A 23,577-nucleotide genomic window follows, 5' to 3' on the forward strand; every position below is an offset into this window, starting at 1 on the left:
AGGTGAAGCTCAGCCGGCGAATCCGCTACTGGTATTGGCGCGTCACCCGCCTGCGCGGAACTCCGCACGAACTGGCGCTCGGCCTGACCGTCGGCGTCTTTGCCGGCTGCATGCCGATCCTGCCTTTTCAAACGGCACTGGCGATTGCGCTGGCCATCCCGCTGCGCGCGAGCAAGATCACCGCGCTTCTCGGGACGTGGGTGAGCAACCCCCTGAACTGGTGGTTACTCTACCTTTACAGCCACAAGCTGGGGGCCTTCGTGCTCGGCATCCCGAACGGCAACGGGGTGTTTCGTTCCATCCTGGGGATGATCCAGAGGGGCGAGGAGCCGATGGACATCGCCATGCAGATCCTCGGCGCGGGCGGAGAAACGGTGGCGGCCTTTCTCCTTGGGGGGGTCATGATCGGGACGGTGTTCGCCTTGCCCGCGTACGTGATTTCCGTGCGGCTCTTCGGTTTTTTCCAAGAGGTGCGGCGGCGCCGGCGTGAGAAGCGGGCCGCGCGCAGAAGGAGCACATGAGGGCTGAAGGGGATTTCAGGGCACGCAAGAGCCTCGGACAAAACTTCCTGATCCACGAAGGAGTCGTGAACCGGATCGTCGCGGCAGCGGCGCTTCAGCCCGGTGAACCCGTCCTCGAGATCGGGCCGGGGCGGGGGGCGCTGACACGGCTGCTGGCGCGATCGGCCGAGCGCGTGGTGGCGGTCGAGAAGGATCCATGGCTGGTGGGCTACCTCGGGGGGAAACTCGGCGCCTGGGGGCTGAGGCATGTCAGGCTGGTGCAGGCGGATATCCTCCGGTGGGATTTCGGGGAACTCGACGCCGGCCGGGGCCCCCGATTCGTGGTGTTGGGCAATATCCCGTACAACATCTCTTCACCGTTGATCGAAACGCTGCTCCGGAACCGGGGCCTTTTCAGCCGCGCGATCCTGATGCTGCAGCAGGAGATGGCCGCCAGGCTGACCGCCGCCCCCGGCGGGAAGACCTATGGCGCCATGACGGTCCTTGTCCGGTACGCGACCAGCGTCACGCACGTCATGGAGGTATCGCGGGAGGCGTTCCGGCCGCGGCCGAAGGTCGATTCGACGGTGGTCCGGTTCGATTTCGAGGCTGCTTATCCGAGGCGGGCCCGTGACGAGGCCGTCTTCCGGCGGGTCGTGAAGGGGGCCTTCGGCCACCGTCGCAAGACCCTGATGAACGCCCTCCTCCGCATGCCGGACCCTTGGCCCGGAGAGGCGCTCGAGGCGGCGTTCGAGCGGTGCGGCATCGACGCCCGCAGGCGGGCCGAAACCCTCGGCATGGAGGACTTTCTGTGCTTGGGCGATGCCCTGGCGTTGACAAATAGCAACACGGGTGATACCTAGATCCATCCGGAAATGGTCTTTTTGGCCCATCTCGGCGTCAACCTGCACGTTTGCTTGTGCGGCGCCCACCAGGTCTCCGCCGCACAAACCCTTGATTTCCTTGATATTGGCCAGACCGGGACCCGCCGCGTACCGGGGGGACTGAGCACCCGAAAGGTGTGAAGAAACCGGGACCCGCCCCGCAGGGGTGGGACTGAGCACGTGCAGCGTGTGAAGAAAAATCCTCATTTCCGGATTGGAAACGGGGTTCTACCGCGAAATCACCCCCGGATGAATACTACCTGGATGGTTTTCGTCCGATGACCTGTTGAAAACTTCCATCCCGGAGGGCTCTGACCGCCGGGAGGCGGTGAAAGGGGTCCCTGTATGGAGATCATCGAATCGGTCCAGGAGATGCAGGAGAAGGCCGAGGCCCTGCGGATGGCGGGGTACACCATCGGCCTCGTGCCCACGATGGGGTTCCTGCACGAGGGGCACCTCGAACTGATGCGCGTTGCAAAAAAACTCGCGACCCATGCGGTTGTCAGCATCTTCGTGAACCCTTCGCAGTTCGGGCCGAACGAGGATTTCGAACGCTATCCGCGCGACCGGGAAGGCGATCTCGCGAAGGCCGAGTCGGTCGGGGTGGATGTCGTCTTCCTGCCGACGGCGCAGGAGATGTATCCCGCCGGCTTTCAGACACGGGTGCAGGTCCTGGAAGTGACCCAGCACCTGTGCGGGCTTTCGAGGCCGACCCACTTCGACGGCGTGGCGACGGTGGTCACGAAGCTCTTCCATATCACCCGGCCGCACATCGCCGTCTTCGGCCAGAAGGATTTTCAGCAGCTGACGGTGATCAGCCGCATGACGGCGGACCTCGATATGGGCATCGAGATCGTGGGCGTGCCGATCGTCCGGGAGGCGGACGGGCTCGCCATGAGTTCGCGAAACAAATACCTCGGCGCCGAGGAGCGGATCGTCGCCCGGTGCCTCAAAAAGGGGCTCGAGCTGGCGCAGGACCTGGTGCGCGCGGGTGAGCGGGATGCCGCCGCCATCCGGCGGACGGTGGAGGCGCTGATCTCCGGCCAGCCGTTTACCCGGATCGACTACATCAGCCTGGCGGACCCCGAGACCCTGGAAGAGGTGGCCGTGCTCCAGCGGGACGCCTTGATGGCGCTCGCGGTATTCGTAGGCAGCACCCGGCTGATCGACAATGCCGTGTTGGAGGTCCGGGCCTGAGCCCGGATGCGGCGACAAGGCCGCCAACCCAATGACAATGAAGGAGTGAGCGATGAAAGCAACGAATTTTCTCTTCACCTCGGAGTCGGTCACCGAGGGCCATCCCGACAAGATCGCCGATCAGATCTCCGATCACATATTGGACGAGTTCATGCTGCTCGACCCGAAATCCCGGGTCGCCTGCGAAACCCTGGTCACGACCGGCATGGCCATGATCGCCGGGGAGATCACGAGTTCCGCCTATGTGGATTTTCCCGAGGTGGTGCGCTCCACCATCAAGGACATCGGTTACAACAACTCCTCCATGGGGTTCGACTGGGAGACCTGCGCCGTGCTCTCGAGCATCGACAAGCAGTCTCCCGACATCGCGATCGGTGTGAACGGGACCGGTTTGTTCAAGGAGCAGGGCGCCGGCGACCAGGGGCTCATGTTCGGCTATGCCTGCACCGACACCGATGTCCTGATGCCGATGCCCATCTACCTGGCGCACCGCCTCACGCGGCGCCTCGCCCATGTGCGCAAATCGGGCCAGCTCCCGTGGCTGCGCCCCGACGGGAAGAGCCAGGTGACGGTGCACTACGTGGACGGGAAGCCTCACCGGGTGCACACCGTCGTCATCGCGGCCCAGCACGAGCCCGACGTGGATTATGACACCCTGAGGGAGGCCATCATCGAAAAGGTGATCGAAGAGGTGATCCCGGCCGAACTCCTCGACAGCGAGACGCAGTACTTCATCAACACCACCGGGCGTTTCGTCGTTGGCGGCCCGCTGGGCGACTGCGGGCTCACCGGGCGGAAGATCATCATGGACACCTACGGCGGCTTCGGCTACCACGGCGGCGGCGCCTTCTCCGGGAAGGATCCCTCGAAGGTCGACCGCAGCGCCTCCTACATGTGCCGGTACGTGGCCAAGAACATCGTCGCTGCCGGTCTGGCGACGACCTGCGAGATGCAGGTCGCCTACACCATCGGCCGCGCCGAGCCCGTTTCGGTGATGGTGGGGGCATACAGCACGGGCGTTGTGCCGAGCGCGGAGCTGACCGAGATCGTCAGGAAGACCGTGGATCTTCGTCCGGCGGCGATCATCGAACGCCTGGACCTGCTGCGGCCCATCTACCGGAAGACCTCCAATTACGGGCACTTCGGCCGGGAGCTGCCGGAGTTTTCCTGGGAGAAGACGGACCTCGTGGAGGATCTGAAGCGCGCGGTGAAGTGAGGCCTTCGCGGCGAATGCCGTGACGCCGCCCTTTCTTTGCCGGTTTTCCGGTACGAAGGCATGCGCTCGCGCGGCCGGATCAGGGAGGCGAACGGCGTTGCGGGAAGAGGCCGATGCGGCTTTCGAGCGGTGAGAAGCGTCGGGTTCTGTTCGGGGCCGAGCGCTGGAATGGTATCCATCCGCAAATGATTTCGCGGTAGGACATCATTTCCCGGCGAAGCAGGGCAGCGTCCCTGCGGCTTGACGCACAACAAGAGACAGGAAGGATAAAGACCGATGGATTATGATATCAAGGATTTGAGCCTGGCCGCCGCAGGACGGCTGCGCATCGAGTGGGCGGGCATGAGCATGCCTGTCCTGGCGAAGATCAGGGAACGCTTCGCGGCGGAAAAGCCCCTGGCGGGGCTCAGGCTGTCGGCGTGCCTCCACGTGACGACGGAAACGGCGGGGCTCGTGAAGACCCTCAAGGCGGGCGGGGCGGAGGTGGCGGTGTGCGCCTCGAACCCGCTTTCGACACAGGACGACGTCGCGGCATCGCTCGTGGCGGACGACGAGGTCCCCGTCTTCGCGATCAAGGGCGAGGACCACGCCACCTATTACAGCCACATCCTCTCCGCATTGAAGCACCGCCCCCATCTGACGATGGATGACGGCGCAGACCTTGTGAGTTCGCTTCATTTCATCGCGCTCCACAAATGGGGCGAACTGGAGCCGACGGTCGCGAAATGGGCCCAGGGGCTGAGCGAGGCGGAACAGAAAAGCCTCCTTGCCGAGGTCGTAGGCGGGACCGAGGAGACGACGACCGGCGTGATCCGCCTGCGCAGCATGGAGCGGGACGGGGTGCTCCAGTTCCCGGTGATTTCGGTGAACGACGCCAACACCAAGCACCTTTTCGACAACCGCTACGGGACCGGCCAGAGCACCCTCGACGGGATCATCCGTGCGACCAACCGCCTCGTCGCCGGGAGCGTCTTCGTGGTGAGCGGCTACGGATGGTGCGGCCGCGGCGTGGCGGCGCGGGCGAAGGGCCACGGGGCGCACGTCATCGTCTGCGAGGTGGATCCCCTCCGCGCCCTCGAGGCCGTGATGGACGGGTTCCAGGTGATGCCGATCGCGCAGGCGGCGCCCCTCGGAAACTTCTTCTGCACCCTGACCGGGGATATCAACGTGATCCGCAAGGAGCACTTCGCCTTGATGAGGGACGGGGCGATGGTCTCCAACTCCGGCCACTTCGACGTGGAACTCGACCTCCCCGGTCTGGCCGAGCTCACGGAGAGCCGGCGCGCCATCCGCCCCTTCGTCGAAGAGTTTCGGCTGAAGACGGGGAAGCGCATCTATGTCCTGGGGGAAGGGCGGCTGATCAATCTGGCCGCGGCCGAAGGGCACCCGTCGAGCGTCATGGACATGAGCTTCGCCAACCAGGCCCTTTCTGCGGAATACATGGCCAAGCGGCACAAAGAACTCGAGCGGAAGGTGTACCCGGTGCCGAAGGCCATCGATGAAGAGATCGCCCGTCTGAAGCTCGAGGCGATGGGTGTCGAGATCGACACCCTGACCGAGGAGCAGGCGGCATACCTGTCATCCTGGGAGATGGGGACGTAGGATCAGTCCGGCATATGACGGTCAAACGGCTACTGCTCTGGGTGCCGCTGGCACTCATGCTCTTTCTGGTGCAGGCCTATTTCTGGGTGCCGAGCTATGAGGAGCAGACCCGGGGGAACCCGGAGCGGCTGGAGTCGTTCATCACGGGGTCCATCGGGGATGCGAGTATCCTCAACCCCATTCTCTCTGCGGATTCCGCGAGCAGTGAGATCAATGCGCTCGTCTTCGAGGGGCTGCTCGACCGCGATGAGGAGCTGCGGCTGCGGGGCCGTCTGGCCGAGTCCTGGGAGATCCGGGAGGAGGCGTGGTTCTACCTGAATCCGGCCGCCTCGGAGACGGGGGGAGCGGACGGCGCCGAGGTGGTCGCGCGCCTCATCAAGGCCCGCGGGGGATTGCTGGACCTACCGCCTGAAGTGGCGGAATCCCTCGCCCATATCCAGGGCGTGGAGGTCTTGCCGGCCCGGACCTTTACCGAAACCCGCAAGGTGCGCCAGGGGTCCGGTGAGGGCGAGGAGACCGGGATCGAACTGACCGTCCATGCGCCGGAAAGGATTTGGTTGAGCCTCGACCGCGTCGATCCGGAGATCTTCGACCGGCTTCGGACGGTGCTGGGAGAAGAGGTTCTCGCCCCGTTCCAGAGCGCGGGTCTCGTGCAGGCCTCCGCGCCGATCGAGGAGGCGCTCCTTGTCCGGCTCGCGGAGGAGCTGCTGCCGCAGACCGAGCACAACCCCATCGTCACCTTCCGCCTCCGCCCCGGGGTGCGCTTCCACGACGGACACCCCGTCACCGCCAGGGATGTCCGCTTCACCTACGATGCCATCATGGACCCCCGGAATCTCTCGCCGCGCGTCTCCGACTACGAACCGGTGAAGTCGGTCGAGGTCCCGGACCCGCTGACGGTCCGGATCGTTTACAAGCGCCTGTATTCTCCGGCCCTGGCGAGCTGGGGCATGGGCATCCTCCCCGAACACCTCTTGAATGCGGAGGCGCTGAAGCGCGAAGCCGCCGAGCGGGGGATGGACCCCGAGGCGTTTTCCATGCGCCAGAGCCGCTTCAACCGCCGGCCCGTCGGATGCGGACCGTTCGTCTTCAAGGAGTGGCTCTCCGATCAGCACATCGAGCTGACACGCTTCGAGGATTACTGGGAGGGCGCCCCCAACTACCGTCGCTATGTCTACCGGGTGATCCCGGACCTTCTGACCCAGGAGATGGAGTTCTATGCCGGGACGGTGGACAACTACGCGGTGCAGCCGCACCAGGTCGAAAGGTTGTCCCGGGATCCGCGCTTCCAGAGCTTTTCCGGGGTGAGCTTCGGGTACACCTATATCGCCTACAACCTGCGCCGCGAGCCGTTCAATGACGCGCGCGTCCGCCGGGCGCTCGGGATGGCGATCGATGTCGAGAAGATCATCCGCTTTGTGCTTTACGGGCAGGGCGAGCGCATCACCGGCCCTTTCGTGAAGCAGACCGACTTTTACGACCACTCGATCGAGCCGCTTCCTTACGACCCGGAAGCGGCGCTTGCGCTGCTGGCGGAGGCCGGATGGCGCCGGGGTCCGGAGGGCTGGCTCGAGAAGGACGGACGCCGGCTCCAGTTCACGCTCATCACGAACGGCGGCAACGACACGCGGAAGGCCATCCTGGCCATTGCGCAGGACGCCTGGAAGCAGATCGGGATCGACGTGCGGACCGACATCCTGGAGTGGTCGGTTTTTATCGAGGAGCGGGTCAACAAGCAGGATTTCGACGCCCTGGTCCTCGGCTGGAGCATGGGCGTCGACCCGGACCTTTTCCAGATCTGGCATTCGAGCCAGACGAAGCCCTTCCACCTGAACTTTGCAGGTTTCGCGAATGAGGCGGCCGACGACCTCATCCTGCGGATCCGGGAGACCTACGACCACGACCGGCAGGTCCAGTACTGCAGCGACCTGCATGCGATCATCGCCGAAGAGCAGCCTTACACCTTCTTGTATGTCGGGAAGTGGACCGCCATTCTCGACCAGCGCATCGTCATCCAGCGGACCGATGCGTCTGGCGACCCCGTCTATGAGCGGATAAAGCCCACGAAAACAGGGAGCTACACCTTTCATTTCAACCGCTGGATCAAACTGCCGCATGTGCCCGACTTCGCGGCGGAGGGCTGATCGATGCTGTCGTTTCTGGGCCGGAGCCTGATTCAGAAGATCGTCACCCTGTTTTTCGTGTCGGTGGTGTCCTTTCTCATCATCCATCTCGCCCCGGGGAGCCCGAGCCAGGTGGACCCGATGAATCCGAAGTTCACGCCCGAGATGGTGGAGCGCTTCCGGGAGGCCTTTCACCTGGATGAGCCGCTCCACGTCCAGTACCTCCGCTTCTACGCGGATCTTCTGACCGGACGGAGCGTCTCCTGGAAGGACAACCAGCCGGTGCTCCTCAAGATCTGGGAGCGCTTCCTGAACAGTCTGCCGCTTTTCATCGTCGGGACGCTCATCACCTGGACCCTCTCGTTTCCGGTGGGCATCCGCTCCGCGATCCACCGCGGAGGGTTCTACGACCGGAGCACCACCTTCATCGCCTACTTCCTCATCTCGATTCCCGGATTTTTCTTCGCCTATGTCCTGATCATCCTCGTCGTCAACAGCCTGGAAGTGCCGGTGATCGGGATGAAGACCTTCGGGGTGGGGGATGCCTCCTGGATCCATGGGGTCATGGACCGTGTCTGGCACCTGCTCCTGCCTTCCGTCCTGGGGGCCACCGGAGGGATCGCTGTCCTTTCCCGCTACGTGCGCAGCCAGATGCTCGAGGTGGAGAGCCAGGACTACGTTCGCACGGCCCGCGCCAAAGGGCTCACGTTCGACCAGGTACATTACAAGCACGCCCTCAGGAACGCCCTCCTGCCTTTCGTCACCATGTTCGGGCTGATTTTGCCCGGCCTGATCGGGGGGTCGGTGATCATCGAATCCATCTTTTCCTGGCCGGGCATGGGCCGCATGGCCTACGAGGCGATCCTTGCGCGGGACTATCCGGTCATTCTGACCGTGAATTTCATCTCAGCCGTCCTGGTTCTGGCCGGGACGCTCGTTTCGGACATCCTGTACGTGGTGGTGGACCCGAGGATTCGGCTGTGAGCGAGGCGCAAAACACCTGCCATGCGGACCCGTCGGCCGCGGTGCCTGCAGGGGAGGGGCGGATCGTGGCCTTCCGGCGGATGCTCGAGGGCAACCGGATGGCCTTCGCGGGGCTGGTGGTCTTCCTCGCCTTCTTCCTGACCGCGTTCGCGGGGCTGTTCCTGACCTCGGGGTCCGACCCGGTCTTCGACCCGGCGCAGGTGAGGCTCGAGAACAAGCTCCGTCCGCCGTTGAGCGCCCCCTTTGCCGGGACCCTGGAGGAGGACGACCGGCCGCCTTTCGGGGTCTTCCTGCTTGGAACCGACGATCTGGGAAGGGACGTCTTCGCACGCATGCTGCAGGGGGCGTGGGTCTCCCTCACCGTCGGCTTCGTGGCGGTGGGGATCGCCGTGGCCGTGGGGATCCTGCTGGGCGGGATTGCGGGGTATTTCGGTGGGAACCGGTTGCAGGTCGGGCAGGTGCTCTGGGCGTGCGCCTGGGCGGCGGCGCTGCTTTCTTTGGCGCAGGGCGCGGGGCGTTTGGCGCTCGGCCTCTTCCTGGCCGGTCCCGTCATCCCTCTTCTTCGGCGATTGAGATTGCTGCGCGGCCCCCTGCGCTTCCTGGAGTGGGGGACCTTTTCGGTCGACACCCTCGTCATGCGGCTGGTCGACATCATGCTCTGCTTCCCGAGCTTCTTCCTCATCCTGACCGTGGTGGCGCTTCTCCCCGCAAGCATGTACAACATCATGATCGTCATCGGGCTGACCAGTTGGATGGGGACGGCGCGCTTCGTGCGGGCGGAGTTCCTCTCGCTCCGGGAGCAGGATTTCGTGACGGCGGCCAGGGCCCTGGGGATCGGGACCTGGCGGATCATCTTCCGGCACATGATGCCGAACGCGATTGCCCCCGTGCTGGTCTCGGCCACGATCGGCATCGCGACGGCCATCCTGACCGAGGCCGGACTCAGCTTCCTCGGCTTCGGCGTCCCCCCGCCGCACGCCACATGGGGGAACATCCTCTCCGACGGCAAGAACTTCATCTTCGACGCCCCGTGGCTCACCTTCGTGCCAGGGGTGGCGATCCTCATCGTCGTGCTGTGTTTCAACCTGTTTGGCGAAGGGCTGCGGGAGGCCTTGAATCCAAAACTGCGGGAGAGGTGATGGAGCTGAAAACCGAAACCCTGCTGAGTGTGGCGGATCTTCACATTACGTTCAAAACCCTGGCCGGCCCTGCGAAGGCGGTGGAAGGGGTGTCCCTCGGCGTTCGCCGGGGGGAGACCGTTGCGCTGGTGGGGGAGTCCGGCTGCGGAAAGAGCGTCACGGCGCTTTCTTTCCTCGGCCTGCTGCCGCGGGCGGCCGTGGTCGAACAGGGGAGTGCGAGGCTCGGGGGGGTCGAGCTGCTCGGGCTGGATGAAGAGGAACTGCGGAAGATTCGGGGAAGGCGGATCTCGATGGTCTTTCAGGAACCGTTGACTTCATTGAACCCGGTATTCAAGGTCGGGGATCAGATCGGGGAAGCCATCCGGGTGCACGAGGCAGTCGATGAAGATGAAATCAGAAGGCGCGTGGTCACTCTCTTGAGGGACGTCGGCATTCCGAACCCGGAGGAGCGCCTGGACGACTATCCGCATCAGCTGAGCGGAGGACAGCGCCAGCGGGTCATGATCGCGATGGCGCTGTCGTGCAACCCGGAGCTGATGATCGCGGACGAGCCGACGACGGCCCTCGACGTGACCGTGCAGGCCCAGATCCTGGCGCTGATGCGCTCGCTTCAGGAGGAGCGGCGGATGTCGATCCTGTACATCACGCATGACCTGGGGGTCGTATCCCAGGTGGCGGAGCGGGTCTATGTCATGTATGCAGGGATGATCGTCGAGGAGGGGCGGACGCCGACGCTTTTCGAGGACCCGAGGCACCCTTATACGCAGGGGCTGCTGGCCTCGCTCCCCAGCCGCGGGAAGAGGGGGCGAAGATTGAGCAGCATCCCAGGACACGTGCCCGATCCGGCCTGCAGACCCGCGGGCTGCCCCTTTCACCCCCGCTGCCCGAGGGCGATGGAATCGTGCCGGGGATCGGTCCCGACGATGATCGATTTGGGCGACGGACACCAGGCGCGCTGCCTGAGAGCTCACGAGAGCGCGCCGAATCCGGCAGAACCGGGGCAAAGGCCGGCTGACGGGGATCGGCGGGTGAAGGGATGATCCGGACTGCGGCCACCGAGACAGCGCCGATCCTGAAGGTCAACGACCTGAGGGTGCATTTCCCCGTCCGGCGCGGTTTTCTGCAGCGGATTCGCGGCTGGATCAAGGCTGTGGACGGGGTCGACCTCGAGGTTCGCCGGAGCAGGACCCTGGGACTGGTCGGAGAGTCGGGCTGCGGCAAGTCCACCTTGGCCCGCGCGGTTCTCGGGCTCCTGTCTGCCAGCGGCGGGAGTGTGGTCTACCGCGGCCGGGACATGACCGGCCTCTCGGAAAAGGAAATGCGGCCATACCGCCGGGAGTTCCAGATGATTTTTCAGGATCCCTATGGCTCTTTGAACCCCCGCATGACGATCGGGCAATCCATCGAAGAGGGGCTGCGGACGGTCGGGATGGAGCGGCGTGAACGCAAGGCGCGAGTGGGGGAACTGCTCGAACAGGTGGGGCTTGCCGCAGCGAACGAGGACCGCTACCCTCACGAGTTCAGCGGGGGGCAGCGGCAGCGTGCCGGGATCGCCCGCGCCCTGAGTGTTGGACCGTCTCTGGTCATCTGCGACGAACCGATATCGGCCTTGGACGTCTCGATCCAGGCCCAGATCATCAACCTTCTGAACGATCTCCAGGAAAGCCTGGGGCTGGCCTACCTCTTCATCTCGCACGACCTGAACGTGGTGGGCTATCTGAGCCACGATGTGGCGGTGATGTACCTTGGGCAGATCGTGGAATATGCGCCGGCCGAGGCCCTCTATGCCGCCCCGCGGCATCCGTATTCGAAGGCGCTCCTGGCGGCTGTGCCCACGATCGAAAAAGGGCGGGAAGGCTTTGTACGCCCCTTGGGCGGCGATGTCCCCAGCCCTATGGATCCTCCGCCGGGCTGCCGGTTCCAGGGGCGCTGTCCGCTTGTGGAGGACCGCTGCCGCGAGGCGCCCGTCACACTCGAAGCGGTCGCACCCGATCACCTGGTGCGTTGCTGGAAAGCACTGTGAATTGAGTTTGACATGCCGGTTTTTGCTTGACATGGTGACTTCGTTCGGGCAAACTACTACTTTCGACTGGGGGATCGTCCAGCGGCAGGACGACGGGTTCTGGCCCCGTTAACCGAGGTTCGAATCCTCGTCCCCCAGCCACTTTTTTTGGGCTTGTAGTCAAAGAAGAGGGGTTGCAGCACACTGCGCGCGTACGTATGTTGAAGGTCCCATCGTCTAGCGGTCCAGGATATCGGCCTCTCACGCCGGGGACACGGGTTCGAGTCCCGTTGGGACCACCAAGGAAAAACAAGGGGTTGCGCCAAAAGCGTAGCCCCTTTGTTGTTTTTCGCGTACTGTCCCCAACCGTATCACCACCGGCGCGCCCGGTCACTCGTCCGCAAAAATTGTTCCGTAACGCTCCGGGGCCGCAATGCATTATCACTCTTTGAAAAATTTGAAGGCCGGGTGATCCCGCGCCGCTGCCAAACCTGGATTTCCACAGATTCGAACTGCCGCAACAGAACGCGGCTGGTGCCTCAAATCACGGTTTTGCTGCGCGACCTATGCACTGGTGGGTAACGGTGAGTTCAGGAAGCGGAAACCGGGTCGCGTTTGATGATGATTTCCCGATAGACACTCCCTAGCGGAGCGCCCTTTTTCTTTTCATATAGATGACACTCAGTATCATCATTATGGCGATCAACGCAGCGCCGCCGAAGGCGTTGAACGTCGGGACGGCCTGTGGCTCTTGCGTTGAACACGGCTGCGCATCATTCAGGAGGATCGGCCCGAAAATCGTATAGTCACACTGGTCGGATTCCAGCAGGATAAAATATGCCCCATTTGCACCGGGATCGGCGCATGCACGGAAGGACAGAGAGGCATTGTTGGGGAAACAGAGCGCATGTTCCGGGTGATACCGCTCCAAAAAGCGGTTGAGCAGGGTCTTGTTGAAAGGTGCGCGAATGATTTCACACATTTCGGTGGTGTTTGCGCCCTCGACGTAGACAATCGCGCTATCTATTTGACTCGTTCCCGGGAAGGAGATGGTTCCATCCCAACTCTCGCATGATTTAGTTTGACCGGATGACGTGATATGCCAATTATAGATAGGATTTCCCAAAGAAACATATTGGGGATCGGTGCAATTGAAATCGCAGTCTTGTGCGGATAAACCACCGTCTGCAGTGATGGTCAGGTCCGCCAAAGAAAGTGAGGCCGAGGCGAAAAGGATCAATCCAGCCAGAACTATCACCCAGAATCGCTTTTTCATCTCTTCCCTCCCGCTAAGGATGTTTTCCGTCCCTGATATATTTTTTCACCATATAAATCAAGACAATAATCTCCGGTATGGGTACACGGAGTGGCTGTCTTCTTCATCCCAGAGGGCACTCCAGGCGGCGCGGTTATTTTGCAGCTTCCTCCGGCAATGTTACTGATGAGGTAATAATGCAATATATTGAAATACAAGATCATGCAGAGCGTGCCCGCTATGGCGACTTTACGATAGGATCCTAAAAAGAATTCCAGTACAATCAAAAAAGCTTGATTCTTGCCGTATCGATTGCGAATGAGTGAGAGTTGGGTTTTCATTTATCAGAGGTTGAAATGAAGAACCACTGCATTTAAAAATTAAAGTCACCGGAGCTCTGTGAAAAACAGAGTTTCGGTGACTTTATAGCGGAAATGATGTTATTGGAGTGTATTACAATGAACTATCTGCTTTTAATATTTTTATGAATATCTATATGGTGTATTATTTGCATATTTCACTAAATTGTCATGTTTCAAGATAAAATAATGTTTTGTCAACATCTATCTCGGTAATTCCTGAATCTTTTCCATGAATTTCTGTCTCATATCTTCGTCCGAGCTAACAGCCGCCATTATCTGTCTGTACTTTTCAACATCAATGCCTTCCCCTTCAACTGCCTGGATCATCTTCTGATTGGCGTTTTCCTGAAGGGCTTGCCGTTGATCGAGATCTGGAGCCGTTTGCAAAGATTCCTGCAATTCCCTTTGAATCTGCGCAACCTCCACGTAGGCCGCTGCGGCCTTGTCCATGTCTGCGTCTTTCACCTCTATCTGTGGCTGGGTCGCACCCTCTTTTCCCTGTTGATGCTGCTGGGACGGTGCCGGGACTGCCCACAAGAGTGCACAAACGATGACTGCCAAAATCACAAAACCAAATTTGTTCAACATTCAAACAACTCCTTTCTCATTTGATAAGGTTTAAAAACCGATCCGAATCCACTTGAAACATAGGATTTGAATCTATAGCTTCGCGCTCATCGGTCAAAAAGACCGGCCGCCGCCCACTGGTTGTGGGGCCTGCCTCTGAGGCGGCTCTGGCGGTTCGAATACCATCTCGATCCCGGTAAGCGATCTGGGTACCGATGCCAGTTCCTGGCCCACACCCTGGGTTCCCTGTCCCTAAGGGCATCCAAGCTCGGGAGCCGAGCGTCCAGTGCCATTAGTTGCTGCCGGACTTCCTGGGCCTGGCTCTACAACGGCTTGGCCTCATCGCTGCTGATCCCTCCTTGAGGGCATCTGGTCGAACTCGCGGCAAGAGCCATGGCGGCCGCCACAACCATGATGGGCCGTCCAGGCTTCTACAGCGGTCCCATGATCTCCTTCTTCCTGTTCGGCCCCCGCCCGTATGCAAGCCCCTGTAAACGACGATCACATTGCGCCGAGTGCTGAATCGTGAGGCTTGAATCTTGATCTTCACTTTTATGCACGTAATGTACCAGTTTTATGCACGTAGTGTGCAAGTCCGGCTACAGATTTAGATGTTTTGATAAGTATTTGGTATTAAAAGAATTTTGTAGAGATTAACGAGTTTTGCCTACAATCAGATCATTGTGTATAATAATGGCACATGTGTTAATTTGGTGTGTCAAAGGAGATATGATGCGTAGCATTGCCATTTTCCCTCCCACTCTTGGTTTGCGGTCGGCCCTCTTGATCTACGTGGTGACCCCGCTGATCAGCGCCTTGGGTCTCAGCGGATACTTTGCACTCAACTCGTTTGAAAAGGAGGTCGAGGCGCGGATGAAAAGCGACCTGGAGCTTGTAGCCCGCGCTGTCCAGCTGCCCCTGAGTTACGCCCTGGAAAAGGACAGAATGGGGAGCATAATGTTAGCGTTGGAGTCGGTTTTCTCCATCAAGCGGGTATACAGCGCCTATGTCTATGACAAGGAAGGAGCTGAGATCGCCACCCTCGGATTGGAGGATCCAGACCCAGAGCCTGAACGGCTGACCAAACTCGCGGCTGATGGAAAGCGACGGGGTGAGTATCTCCGTATTGCAGGGCGAGAGGTATATTCCTACTTCGTGCCTTTGACCGACACAAGCGGGCAGATCAACGGGCTTTTCCAGTTGACCCGGAAAGGTACGGATTTCGTCGATCACCTGCGGTCCGTTAGAATAAAAGGGGCCGTAGCCTTGCTTTTTCTGCTCCTGATACTCTCCGGCGTTGTCCTTTACGGTCATCACCGCGCGCTCGGACTGGATCTGAAGCGCCTGGCATCGGTCATGTCGAGGGTCGCACAGGGGGACCGTGAAGAGAGGTTTGCTCACAAAGGGCCGAGGGAGATTGCGGCATTGGGGGCCAGCTTCAACCACATGCTCAACAGCATTCAGAAGGCAGAGCAGCAACTGGAGGAGCAGCGCAAGGAACAGGCCAAATTGGAGGAGGAGTTGCGCCGTGCTGAAAAATTGGCCGCCATGGGGAGATTTGCTGCAGGGACGGCCCACGAACTGGGGACTCCTTTGAGCGTCATCAGCGGGAAGGCTCAGCGAGCTCTTCGGAATCCGCACTTAGAACCTGAGCATCGGCAGGCATTCCTCGCCATCCGAAATCAGGTCCTTCGGATGCAATGCATCATCAAGCAGTTGATGGACTTTACACGCAGCAATCCCATCAGGTATGCCGCTGCACTCCCATCTCGCCTGGCGGGATCTGCGGCTGCTGCCGTAGCAGAAGATAGCGAGGCCAACCGGACGGCCGTCGCCCTGCGGGGTCCCAAAGACGCTAAGCCGATCCTGATGGACGCCATGAGGGTTGAGCAGGCCCTCATTAATCTCCTTCGCAACGCTATCCAGAGCGCCAGCGGGGGGAACGTCCTTCTTTCGTGGGAACAAGGAGAGGAATGGGTGGGCTTTTGCGTGGAAGACAACGGTCCGGGCGTACCCGTGGAAAAGCGCTCCGAAATCTTTGAGCCATTTTATACGACGAAACAGGTGGGACAAGGCACAGGCCTTGGTCTGTCTGTGGTGTATGCAGTAGCCGAAGAACATGGCGGCTATGTAGAGGTAGACGACAGTCGGATGGGGGGCGCATGTTTCAGGCTCATGCTCCCTGCGAGGGCGGCTGACAATGGGTAGATAAGAGGAAATCCATGCCGGAAAGAAATGCAGAAAAGGAACTCGTATTGATTGTGGAGGACGACGAAGCCCTCGGGACACTTCTTGAGGAGGAGATAGAGGATTGTGGACTGGAGGTGCGTTGGACGCCAAGCGCCGAGGAAGCATGGAAACTCATGGAGGGTTGGTGGCCTGACGTGATTGTCTGTGACCTGAGGCTTCCGGGCATGGACGGCCTCGGCTTTCTCAAAGAAGTTCAGGAAAAGGCGGCCGATTTGCCTCCCAAATTCCTGATTATCACGGCCTTCGGCACCATTTCAAGGGCCGTGGAGGCTTTGAAGGCAGGCGCAGAGGACTTTCTCACAAAACCCCTTGACTTGGAGCATTTCACGTTGTCTGTAACACGGATACTGGAGAGAAAGCGTCTCCAGGAGGCGGTCAATTGGATGAAGGGAGCGTTTCCGCCGGACAGCTTCCACGGCATGTATGGTAGCAGTGCAGCCATGCGCCTTCTGTTCGAACAGATACGCCAAGTTGCGGATGCCCAGGGGCCTGTCCTGATCCTGGGGGAGAGCGGCTCGGGAAAAGAACTGGTAACGAGGGCTATTCATAACGAGAGCACACGCGCAAACGGGCCCTTTCTGCCTGTCAACTGCGCCGGGATCCCGGAACATCTGGTGGAAAGCGAATTTTTCGGCCATGCAGCGGGTTCCTTCACCGGCGCACAGAGGAGCCGTCAGGGCCTTTTTGCGGAGGCTGAAGGGGGCTCGTTGTTCCTGGACGAGATTTCCGAAATGCCCCTTTTTCTCCAGGCAAAACTCCTGCGCATCCTCCAGGACGGGAAGGTCAGGCGGGTGGGAGAGAACAAGGAACACCAGGCAGACGTACGAGTCCTGGCAGCCACCCACAGGGACCTTGAGGAAGAGGTCCGCCAGGGCCGTTTTCGGGAGGACCTCTTTTTCCGGTTAGAGACCTTTACCGTAAAGGTCCCGCCGCTGAGGGAACGGGGCGAAGATATCGAACTGCTTGCGGGCAGATTCCTGCAGCAGTTTTCCCTTGCCCTCAACAGGAGGATCAAAGGATTCTCCCATACCGCCCTGGAAAAGATCGCCAGATATCCCTTTCCGGGGAATGTGCGGGAACTCCGCAATGCCGTGGAAAGGGCCGTCACCTTTGCCACCGGAGCATGGATTCAACCAGAGCACCTGCCGACGAGGATCAGGAATTACAATTCGGCGATAGGCGAACCAAGGAACGATAAACGCGAGTTCCTCGGGGCAGGTGAGATACTCCCGCCCCTGGCTGAAATCGAACAGCGCTATATTCGTCATGTTCTAAAACGGGTCAATGGAAACAAGCGTCAAGCCGCCGCCATCCTGGGCATCGGTAGGAGGACTCTTTACCGAAAAATCGGGGAGAAAATGCAAGATGGGTTGAATACAGAGTAGGAACGCTCAGGGGGCCTAAGGCTCGGGACGTTGAAAAAAACTAACTTTTTAACGGTGGCCCGGTGTATTCAAAGGCGCGGTGATTGAGTGGACACCATCTCGTATCGTTCTTCATTGCATTGAATTGATTTCGGGATTTTATGCATTTGGAGCATGAATTTACCGGAATGGTCCACGGCAACGAGAGCGCCGGTTAGATTCTGGACGATATTCCTGAGCGATGCTTCGATGCGATCGCAAACAAGCCCGATGCCATTGGATATCAACAACCGCGTCAAAAAATAAATTCCAATGGGCAGCAGCAAGACCGAGGACATCAGAAAGGAATTGATTTAAGACAATGAAAAAAGCCACGGCAAGGAAAATCTCTGAGACGGTAGAGATCTTACGGTTGCCTGTAGTGATATCGCTTTATGAGGAGCGGCGATCGTCTTGCTCGGGGAACTCTTTTGACTGAGGCCTTAGGAATGGCTTTCGGATTGACATGTGCGACGAGTGCGCATATGGTCTCAAATGTTGTCGAAATGGATTGCTGGAATGCATAAACAGATCATGGTGTCCATGCGGAAAAAACGCTTTGGAAACGAAATCGTTTCCAGCCGGGAAATGAGAATTTTTCTTCATCATTGGAAACGAGTTAGACAGGGAACGACGATGGCTCTACTCAGATGGCTTTTGGCGATGGTTCCAGCGGTATTCATTTGTCTGGCCGGGTGCGGTGAGAGGGCAGGGCTCAATCTGCGCGAGCGCGCGACCGTGCAATTGAAATGGGTTCATCAGGCGCAGTTTGCGGGGTTTTATGCGGCCCAGGAAAATGGGTTGTATACGCGGGAGAATCTGCAGGTGGACTTCCTCGAGGGCGGAGAGGAGGTCGATGTGGTGGGTTCCCTCCTTTCGGGGAAGGCGCAGTTTGCGGTCTTGAGTCCTGAAGATGTGTTGGTGAGGCGGAGTGCCGGGGCGCCGCTCGTGGCGGTTGCCGCGTTGTACAGGCGCAGCGCGGTGGTATATGCTGTCAAAAAAGGGTCGGGGATTGGGAGGCTCTCTGATTTTAGAGGGAGGACCGCAGCGGTGAGCGGGGAGAAGGATTCGTTCTGCGAATTCGAGTACCAGTTTCGTGCATTGCTCAAAAGGGCCGGCCTGCCGGAATCCGAGGTCGACTTTCTGCCTTACGACAGCTCCTACAAGGAGTTCATCGAGGACAGAGCGGACATCACCGCCGCGTATATCACGGCAGGGGTTGTCAAACTGAACCGCGAGGGATGCGAACTCGATCTCTTCCGGCCTGCGGATTACGGCATACGATTTTATTCCGACCTCCTCGTGACGACTGAAAAAATGCTGGTACGGGATCCGGGGTTGGTCGAGCGGTTTTCGCGTGCGACCCTGGAAGGGTGGCGCATCGCCCTGGCGGACCGGGATGCCGCCCTTGATGCCGTGATGAAGTATGCCCGGATCAAAGACAGGGAGTACCAGTCGGCGATGATGGAAGCACAGGCGCCCCTGGTCGACACCGGCGAAGACAGGATCGGGTGGATGAAGGAGAAAGACTGGCACGAAATGCAGGCGGTGTTGGTGGAGGAGGGGGTTCTGACCTCGCCGGTAGACGTGAGCAGGGCATTTACTATGGCCGTCCTCGAGAGAATCTATGCAGGGGGCGGGAGATGATCATCGGCGCGGGCAGGTGGCCAGGCGGTTCAGTGAGAGGATCTTGCAGCGAACGCGCGGGATTTTCTTCCTGTTCCCGGAGAACTTGACCGGATCGAAACAGAGGGTGACAGATGGCGCTTAATCATTCCATCGAGCGCGGATCCCCGGACGAAGGCTCTACATCCGATCGCGAGACGCAGTTGATCGGGCGCGTCGCCCTGTATGCCTTTCTGGTGAACGTGGGTCTCGCTGGCATGAAAGCGGCCCTGGCTTTTTTCTCGAACAGCCTGGCGGTGACGGCCGGGGCGATCGATTCGGGAACCGATGCCGTCGCCTCACTGGTCCTTTTTGCGGGCGTGAAACTTTCGACCCGCAAGTCCGCATCCTTTCCTCTAGGACTCTACAAGATCGAGAACCTCCTCTCGGTCTTCGTCGCCATTTCGATATTTTTTGCAGGCTATGAGATCGCGAGAAGGATTCTGCAGGAATCCCTCGTGCCGCCCGAGATCTCGCTTGACATTTTGCTCCTGCTCCTTGCAGGCACGGTCGTGACCTACCTCTTCGGACTCTATGCGCTGCGGGTCGGACGCCGGACAGGTTCTCCGACGCTGATCGCCGAGGGGAAGCACCGGCAGGTGGATGTTCTATCGTCTGTTGTCGTTCTGGCAGCGGTGCTGCCTCCTTTTCTTGGATGGGATTTCGAGGTCAGGGGTGTTTCGATCGATCAGGTCGCCGCGGGCGTCGTCCTGCTTTTTATCGCAAGGGCGGGGTGGGAACTGCTCTCAGACGGGATGCGGGTGCTGTTGGACGCCTCGGCTGATTTCAAAACGTTGACCGATGTGCGGGAGATTCTGCTGGGCCACCCGCTCGTGACGGAGGTCCGTTCCCTGACAGGCCGCAACGCCGGACGATTCCGCTTTTTGCAGGCAAGCGTGGCAGTGAGGACAGACAACCTCGAGGCGGCGCACCGGATCAGTGGGGAACTTGAAACAGCGATCCGGGACAAGATCCCCCACGTCGAGCGCGCGATGATCTATTGCGAGCCCGAGCCCCGGGTAAACGTGCGGATAGCGGTCCCCCTGGCGGACCGGGAGGGGACGGTCAGCCGGCACTTTGGGGAGGCGCCGTATTTCGGCATCGTGACGCTGAGGACCTCCGACGGGGAGATTCAGGCGCGGGACCTGGTCGAAAATCCTCATTCGCAGGTGGGTACGGGCAAAGGGCTGCGCGTGGCCGAGCGGCTGGTGGAGCTTAAGGTGGACAAGGTCTATGTGACGGAGGATATCTCGCACAAGGGGCCGGGGTATGTCTTCGGAAACGCGGGAGTGGAGGTCGGAATGACCGCCTCTGAACGGTTGGACGAGATTACCGATGAGATCGCATCAAGAAGAAGATGGCTCCGAACGGACCTCCATCGGAAGTAGGCCCTTCTGGCGTTTCGGCTTCGGCAGCACTACGCTGAAGGTCGACCCTTGCCCCCAGAGGCTTCGGACCTCGATGCGGCCGCCATGGGCTTTGACAATGCGTTTTGCCCCGGCAAGCCCCAGACCGAAGCCTTCCTTCGTGGCAGAGGTGCGTCCACGTCCGAAGGCGTCGAAGATGAAAGGCAGGTCTTCGGACCGGATGCCCGTCCCCTGGTCCTGCACGCTTACGCGGATCTCGTCCGCAGTCTCGGAGAGGGTCACCGTGATCTTCGTGCTTGGCTTCGAGAACTTCAGGGCATTGTCGAGCAGATTCCTGAAGACCCTTCGCAGGTGCTGACTGTCGGCTTCTACGGGGGAAAGCGGCTCCTCCGAAACAAGTTCGAGATCGATCCCGGAGGCGGCTGCCTGGACTTGATAGCTTTCGAGGAGGTCTAGGATTTCGCGATCGATCGAGATCAGGGCCAGGTCGAGCTTCAGCCTGCCGGACATCAGGCGGGAAAAGTCCAGAAAACTCGAGATCAGCGAGTCGACCTGGGAGACCTCCTTGCGGATGATGTTCAGATAGTCTTCCTGCTTCTCGTCGGAGAGGTTTTTGCGATGCTTGAGCAACCGCAGCACAAACCCGCCGATGATGCTGATGCTGGATTTGAGGTCGTGGGCGAACATGGAGACGATGTTGTTCCGTTCGCGCTCGAGCGTCTTGATACGGGAGATGTCCTGGAAGGATTCGACGCCGCCGATGAGCGCCCCCTGGTCATCGAGCAGCGCGGCTGCGCTCATCCTGACGGGGATGATCTCTCCGTGTCGGTTCGTGATGGTGCTCTCGACCAGCGAAACGGGCTTCATGCCGTTGATGGCGGCCTGCAGGGGGCAGCGTCCGCGGCACATGGAGCTTCTCATGATGTCCCCGCAGAACCGGCCTTTCACTTCTTCCAAGGTGTAGCCCAGCATCCGTTCGGCCCAGGGGTTGAGGCCCGTTATGCGCATGTCGGAATCCACCGTCACCACAGCGGTGGGGAGGCTGTTGATAACGAATCGGTGGAATTTCAACCGGTCGTCATCCGTTTCTGAGGATGGAATCCGGGTCTCCATGGTGAATCCTCCACAGGACTTCGCAGGACAGGAATGCGCTTCAATCGCGGCGGTTTGAGACCCGGGAAGGCGTTTTAACGCTTTCCCGGGTTTTTGTTCCTGCCCTTTCCTCTGCCCTGGTTGTCCTCCAGCCCCGGCGGATATCTTTTGACCACGTCCGAGTGGTAGACATAGGGCCGGTCTGTGTCCATTTCGATGACAGCGTAACGGTCCAGGTCGATGCGGATGGAAGAGGGCAGAGCGACCGCCGCCCTCCAGCCGCCGCCCTCATAATAGAAATAGAGGCGCCGGGACCCGTCATAGTAGACATAGTCGTCAGGATAATAACGGTAGCGATATTTGGCACGGTATCCATGCGCCGGGGCCCAGGGCGGCGGACCCTGGCCTTCCGGCTCAGCGCGGTATGCGCTGCCGCCTTCGCCGGCGGAGACGGCCACGCCGGCACAGCCGAGGCCTAGCAGGCCGAGGCCCACCAATGCGAGCGTCAAAAGAACGAGTTGTCTTTTCACGGTCGAGGGTTTGCCATGCATCGTTCTGCCTCCGGGCTAAAATGAATCAGGACAGGTTCAAACTTCCCGGGCTGGAAACCCGGCGCGTCTGAACCGTTCAGTTTTGGGTCACACGCGGCCCGTGTCCGCTTTCTGCTTCGCCAGGGACTATTGAAGCGCGATTGAAGACGGCTGTCAAGGAAGACCTTTTTTGAGCAGCCGCAGGGCGGGCTGCGTGGCCTCGAGGGAGTGTGAGGCAGGGATGGGGCGCCCTTCGCGCTCCGAACGTATTTTCTCCTTTATTCCGCAGGGCTTCCTGATGATAATGTGAACCCGAATGGAGAATCGTGGTTACCCGGTCTCGAGGGATGTCCTATGCTGCTGCAGTTGATGTTTCTGACGATGGGGTTCGGCTGCCTCGTTCTGGGCGCGGAGATTCTGGTGCGAGGATCCTCCAGGCTGGCTTCGGCCTGGGGTGTTTCGCCTTTGGTCATCGGCCTGACGGTCGTCGCTTTCGGCACGAGTTCACCCGAGGCGGCGGTGAGCGTCTGGGCCTCCATCGGGGGCCAATCCGGGCTCGCCATGGGCAATGTCATCGGGAGCAATATCTTCAACATCCTGGTGGTGCTGGGGATGTCGGCCGTCGTATGCCCCCTGGTAGTCGCGCAACAGGTGGTGAGGCTCGATGTGCCGCTGATGATCGGGGCCTCGCTCCTCCTTTATGTCCTGCTCCTCGACGGGGCGCTTGGGAGGTGGGACGGCGCGCTGCTGTTTACGATTCTGGTCCTGTACACCGTTTGGGCGATCCGCAAAAGCCGCAGGGAAACGAAGGCGGTAGAGGCGGCTTACCGCGAAGCGTTCGAGCCGCCGCCGAGTGCAGTGGGGCCCAGCCGCCCGGTGTTCAACGGCCTCCTTGTGGCCGGCGGGCTCGGCCTACTCCTTGCGGGCTCGCATCTGCTTGTCCAGAGCGCTGTATTCATCGCCAGGGTCTGGGGGGTGAGCGAACTGGTGATCGGATTGACGATCGTCGCGGCGGGCACCTCCCTGCCTGAACTGGCCACTTCGGTGATCGCCGCATTCCGAAAAGAACGCGATATCGCGGTAGGTAACGTTGTCGGGAGTAATCTGTTCAATATCCTCGGCGTACTCGGGATGAGCGCACTTGCCGCTTCGACGCCTCTGAGCGTGGCCGAGGCCTCTCTGAAGCTCGATCTGCCGGTGATGGTCCTGGCGGCGCTGGCCTGTCTGCCCGTCTTTTTCACCGGTCATCGGATCAATCGCTGGGAGGGTTTCTTTTTTCTGATCTATTACGGAGTGTACATCCTCTATCTCATCCTTCTCCTCAGGGACAGGGGCGGCCTCCTCACCCTGGAGTGGGTCGTGGCTGTTTTCGTCTTGCCGGTCACGGCGGTTACCCTGGCCGTCTCGGTTTACCGCCAGATGAGAGGGCGCTAACGCCG

At 60.3% G+C, this 23,577-nt stretch carries 19 protein-coding genes, 2 tRNA genes and 1 pseudogene; 18 read left to right on the top strand and 4 right to left on the bottom strand.

Annotated elements, in window-relative coordinates; all coding sequences use genetic code 11:
- Positions 1–2 precede the first annotated feature (2 nt).
- The 12 genes from H567_RS27020 (at position 3) to H567_RS0107000 (ending at position 11,949) form a co-directional block, all read left to right on the top strand.
- Positions 3–521 (top strand): DUF2062 domain-containing protein, encoded by a 519-nt coding sequence (locus H567_RS27020; RefSeq protein WP_051184569.1) that lies wholly within the window; start codon positions 3–5, stop codon positions 519–521.
- Positions 518–1,363, top strand: coding sequence for a 16S rRNA (adenine(1518)-N(6)/adenine(1519)-N(6))-dimethyltransferase RsmA (rsmA, locus tag H567_RS0106950; protein ID WP_028320848.1), 846 nt, complete (start codon positions 518–520; stop codon positions 1,361–1,363). Before H567_RS27020 ends, rsmA begins: the two co-directional genes overlap by 4 nt.
- A gap of 366 nt (positions 1,364–1,729) precedes the next feature.
- Positions 1,730–2,581 carry a pantoate--beta-alanine ligase gene (gene panC / locus H567_RS0106955; RefSeq protein ID WP_028320849.1) on the top strand — a complete coding sequence of 284 codons (852 nt, stop codon included), beginning with the start codon at positions 1,730–1,732 and terminating at the stop codon, positions 2,579–2,581.
- 52 nt (positions 2,582–2,633) lie between these two features.
- A complete protein-coding gene (gene metK, locus H567_RS0106960) occupies positions 2,634–3,797 on the top strand; it encodes a methionine adenosyltransferase (protein ID WP_028320850.1) in 1,164 nt (387 codons plus the stop codon).
- Positions 3,798–4,073: 276 nt separating this feature from the next.
- Complete coding sequence (gene ahcY / locus H567_RS0106965) at positions 4,074–5,399, top strand: adenosylhomocysteinase (protein ID WP_028320851.1); 1,326 nt, start codon at positions 4,074–4,076, stop codon at positions 5,397–5,399.
- A 14-nt stretch (positions 5,400–5,413) separates the two neighbouring features.
- Entirely contained in the window at positions 5,414–7,543 is a 2,130-nt protein-coding gene (locus tag H567_RS0106970) for an ABC transporter substrate-binding protein (RefSeq protein ID WP_028320852.1), read from the top strand.
- Between the two features lie 3 nt (positions 7,544–7,546).
- Complete coding sequence (locus tag H567_RS0106975; RefSeq protein ID WP_028320853.1) at positions 7,547–8,506, top strand: ABC transporter permease; 960 nt, start codon at positions 7,547–7,549, stop codon at positions 8,504–8,506.
- Between the two features lie 332 nt (positions 8,507–8,838).
- Positions 8,839–9,645 (top strand): ABC transporter permease, encoded by an 807-nt coding sequence (locus H567_RS0106980; protein ID WP_353743098.1) that lies wholly within the window; start codon positions 8,839–8,841, stop codon positions 9,643–9,645.
- Entirely contained in the window at positions 9,645–10,685 is a 1,041-nt protein-coding gene (locus H567_RS23535; RefSeq protein WP_084516986.1) for an ABC transporter ATP-binding protein, read from the top strand. The genes H567_RS0106980 and H567_RS23535 overlap by 1 nt, the downstream gene beginning before the upstream one ends.
- Positions 10,682–11,668 carry an ABC transporter ATP-binding protein gene (locus H567_RS0106990; RefSeq protein ID WP_028320855.1) on the top strand — a complete coding sequence of 329 codons (987 nt, stop codon included), beginning with the start codon at positions 10,682–10,684 and terminating at the stop codon, positions 11,666–11,668. Before H567_RS23535 ends, H567_RS0106990 begins: the two co-directional genes overlap by 4 nt.
- Positions 11,669–11,735: 67 nt before the next feature.
- Positions 11,736–11,809: transfer RNA gene (locus H567_RS0106995), tRNA-Gln, on the top strand.
- A 64-nt stretch (positions 11,810–11,873) separates the two neighbouring features.
- Positions 11,874–11,949: transfer RNA gene (locus H567_RS0107000), tRNA-Glu, on the top strand.
- A 341-nt stretch (positions 11,950–12,290) separates the two neighbouring features.
- Here the strand turns inward: H567_RS0107000 and H567_RS0107005 are convergent.
- Positions 12,291–12,923: a hypothetical protein gene (locus H567_RS0107005; RefSeq protein ID WP_028320856.1), complete on the bottom strand. Its 633-nt coding sequence runs from the start codon at positions 12,921–12,923 to the stop codon at positions 12,291–12,293.
- Positions 12,924–13,039: 116 nt separating this feature from the next.
- Here H567_RS0107005 and H567_RS30295 point away from each other — a divergent pair.
- Positions 13,040–13,168: pseudogene (locus tag H567_RS30295) on the top strand (IS200/IS605 family transposase); the annotation flags it as partial.
- 297 nt (positions 13,169–13,465) lie between these two features.
- On the opposite strand, the gene H567_RS0107010 reads toward H567_RS30295, so the two are convergent.
- Positions 13,466–13,852 (bottom strand): DUF4168 domain-containing protein, encoded by a 387-nt coding sequence (locus tag H567_RS0107010; RefSeq protein ID WP_028320857.1) that lies wholly within the window; start codon positions 13,850–13,852, stop codon positions 13,466–13,468.
- 708 nt (positions 13,853–14,560) lie between these two features.
- On the opposite strand from H567_RS0107010, the gene H567_RS0107015 reads away from it, so the two are divergent.
- The 4 genes from H567_RS0107015 (at position 14,561) to H567_RS23540 (ending at position 20,537) form a co-directional block, all read left to right on the top strand.
- Positions 14,561–16,039 (top strand): sensor histidine kinase, encoded by a 1,479-nt coding sequence (locus tag H567_RS0107015; protein ID WP_051184570.1) that lies wholly within the window; start codon positions 14,561–14,563, stop codon positions 16,037–16,039.
- Positions 16,040–16,053: 14 nt separating this feature from the next.
- On the top strand, positions 16,054–17,466 hold the full coding sequence (locus H567_RS0107020; protein WP_028320859.1) for a sigma-54-dependent transcriptional regulator: 1,413 nt from the start codon (positions 16,054–16,056) through the stop codon (positions 17,464–17,466).
- Positions 17,467–18,120: 654 nt separating this feature from the next.
- Positions 18,121–19,131: an ABC transporter substrate-binding protein gene (locus tag H567_RS0107025; RefSeq protein WP_161626575.1), complete on the top strand. Its 1,011-nt coding sequence runs from the start codon at positions 18,121–18,123 to the stop codon at positions 19,129–19,131.
- Positions 19,132–19,244: 113 nt separating this feature from the next.
- Entirely contained in the window at positions 19,245–20,537 is a 1,293-nt protein-coding gene (locus H567_RS23540) for a cation diffusion facilitator family transporter (RefSeq protein ID WP_051184571.1), read from the top strand.
- Here H567_RS23540 and H567_RS0107040 read toward each other — a convergent pair.
- Together H567_RS0107040 and H567_RS0107045 are read right to left on the bottom strand one after the other, a co-directional pair.
- On the bottom strand, positions 20,496–21,629 hold the full coding sequence (locus H567_RS0107040) for a PAS domain-containing sensor histidine kinase (RefSeq protein WP_028320861.1): 1,134 nt from the start codon (positions 21,627–21,629) through the stop codon (positions 20,496–20,498). The two genes, H567_RS23540 and H567_RS0107040, sit on opposite strands and share 42 nt — an antisense overlap.
- Before the next feature lie 74 nt (positions 21,630–21,703).
- Positions 21,704–22,159: a hypothetical protein gene (locus H567_RS0107045; RefSeq protein WP_028320862.1), complete on the bottom strand. Its 456-nt coding sequence runs from the start codon at positions 22,157–22,159 to the stop codon at positions 21,704–21,706.
- 333 nt (positions 22,160–22,492) lie between these two features.
- Here H567_RS0107045 and H567_RS0107050 point away from each other — a divergent pair, with 333 nt between their 5' ends.
- Positions 22,493–23,572: a calcium/sodium antiporter gene (locus H567_RS0107050; protein WP_035253625.1), complete on the top strand. Its 1,080-nt coding sequence runs from the start codon at positions 22,493–22,495 to the stop codon at positions 23,570–23,572.
- Positions 23,573–23,577: the final 5 nt, after the last annotated feature.

The organism is Desulfatiglans anilini DSM 4660 (genome assembly GCF_000422285.1).
In the GTDB taxonomy this organism is placed as follows: domain Bacteria; phylum Desulfobacterota; class DSM-4660; order Desulfatiglandales; family Desulfatiglandaceae; genus Desulfatiglans; species Desulfatiglans anilini.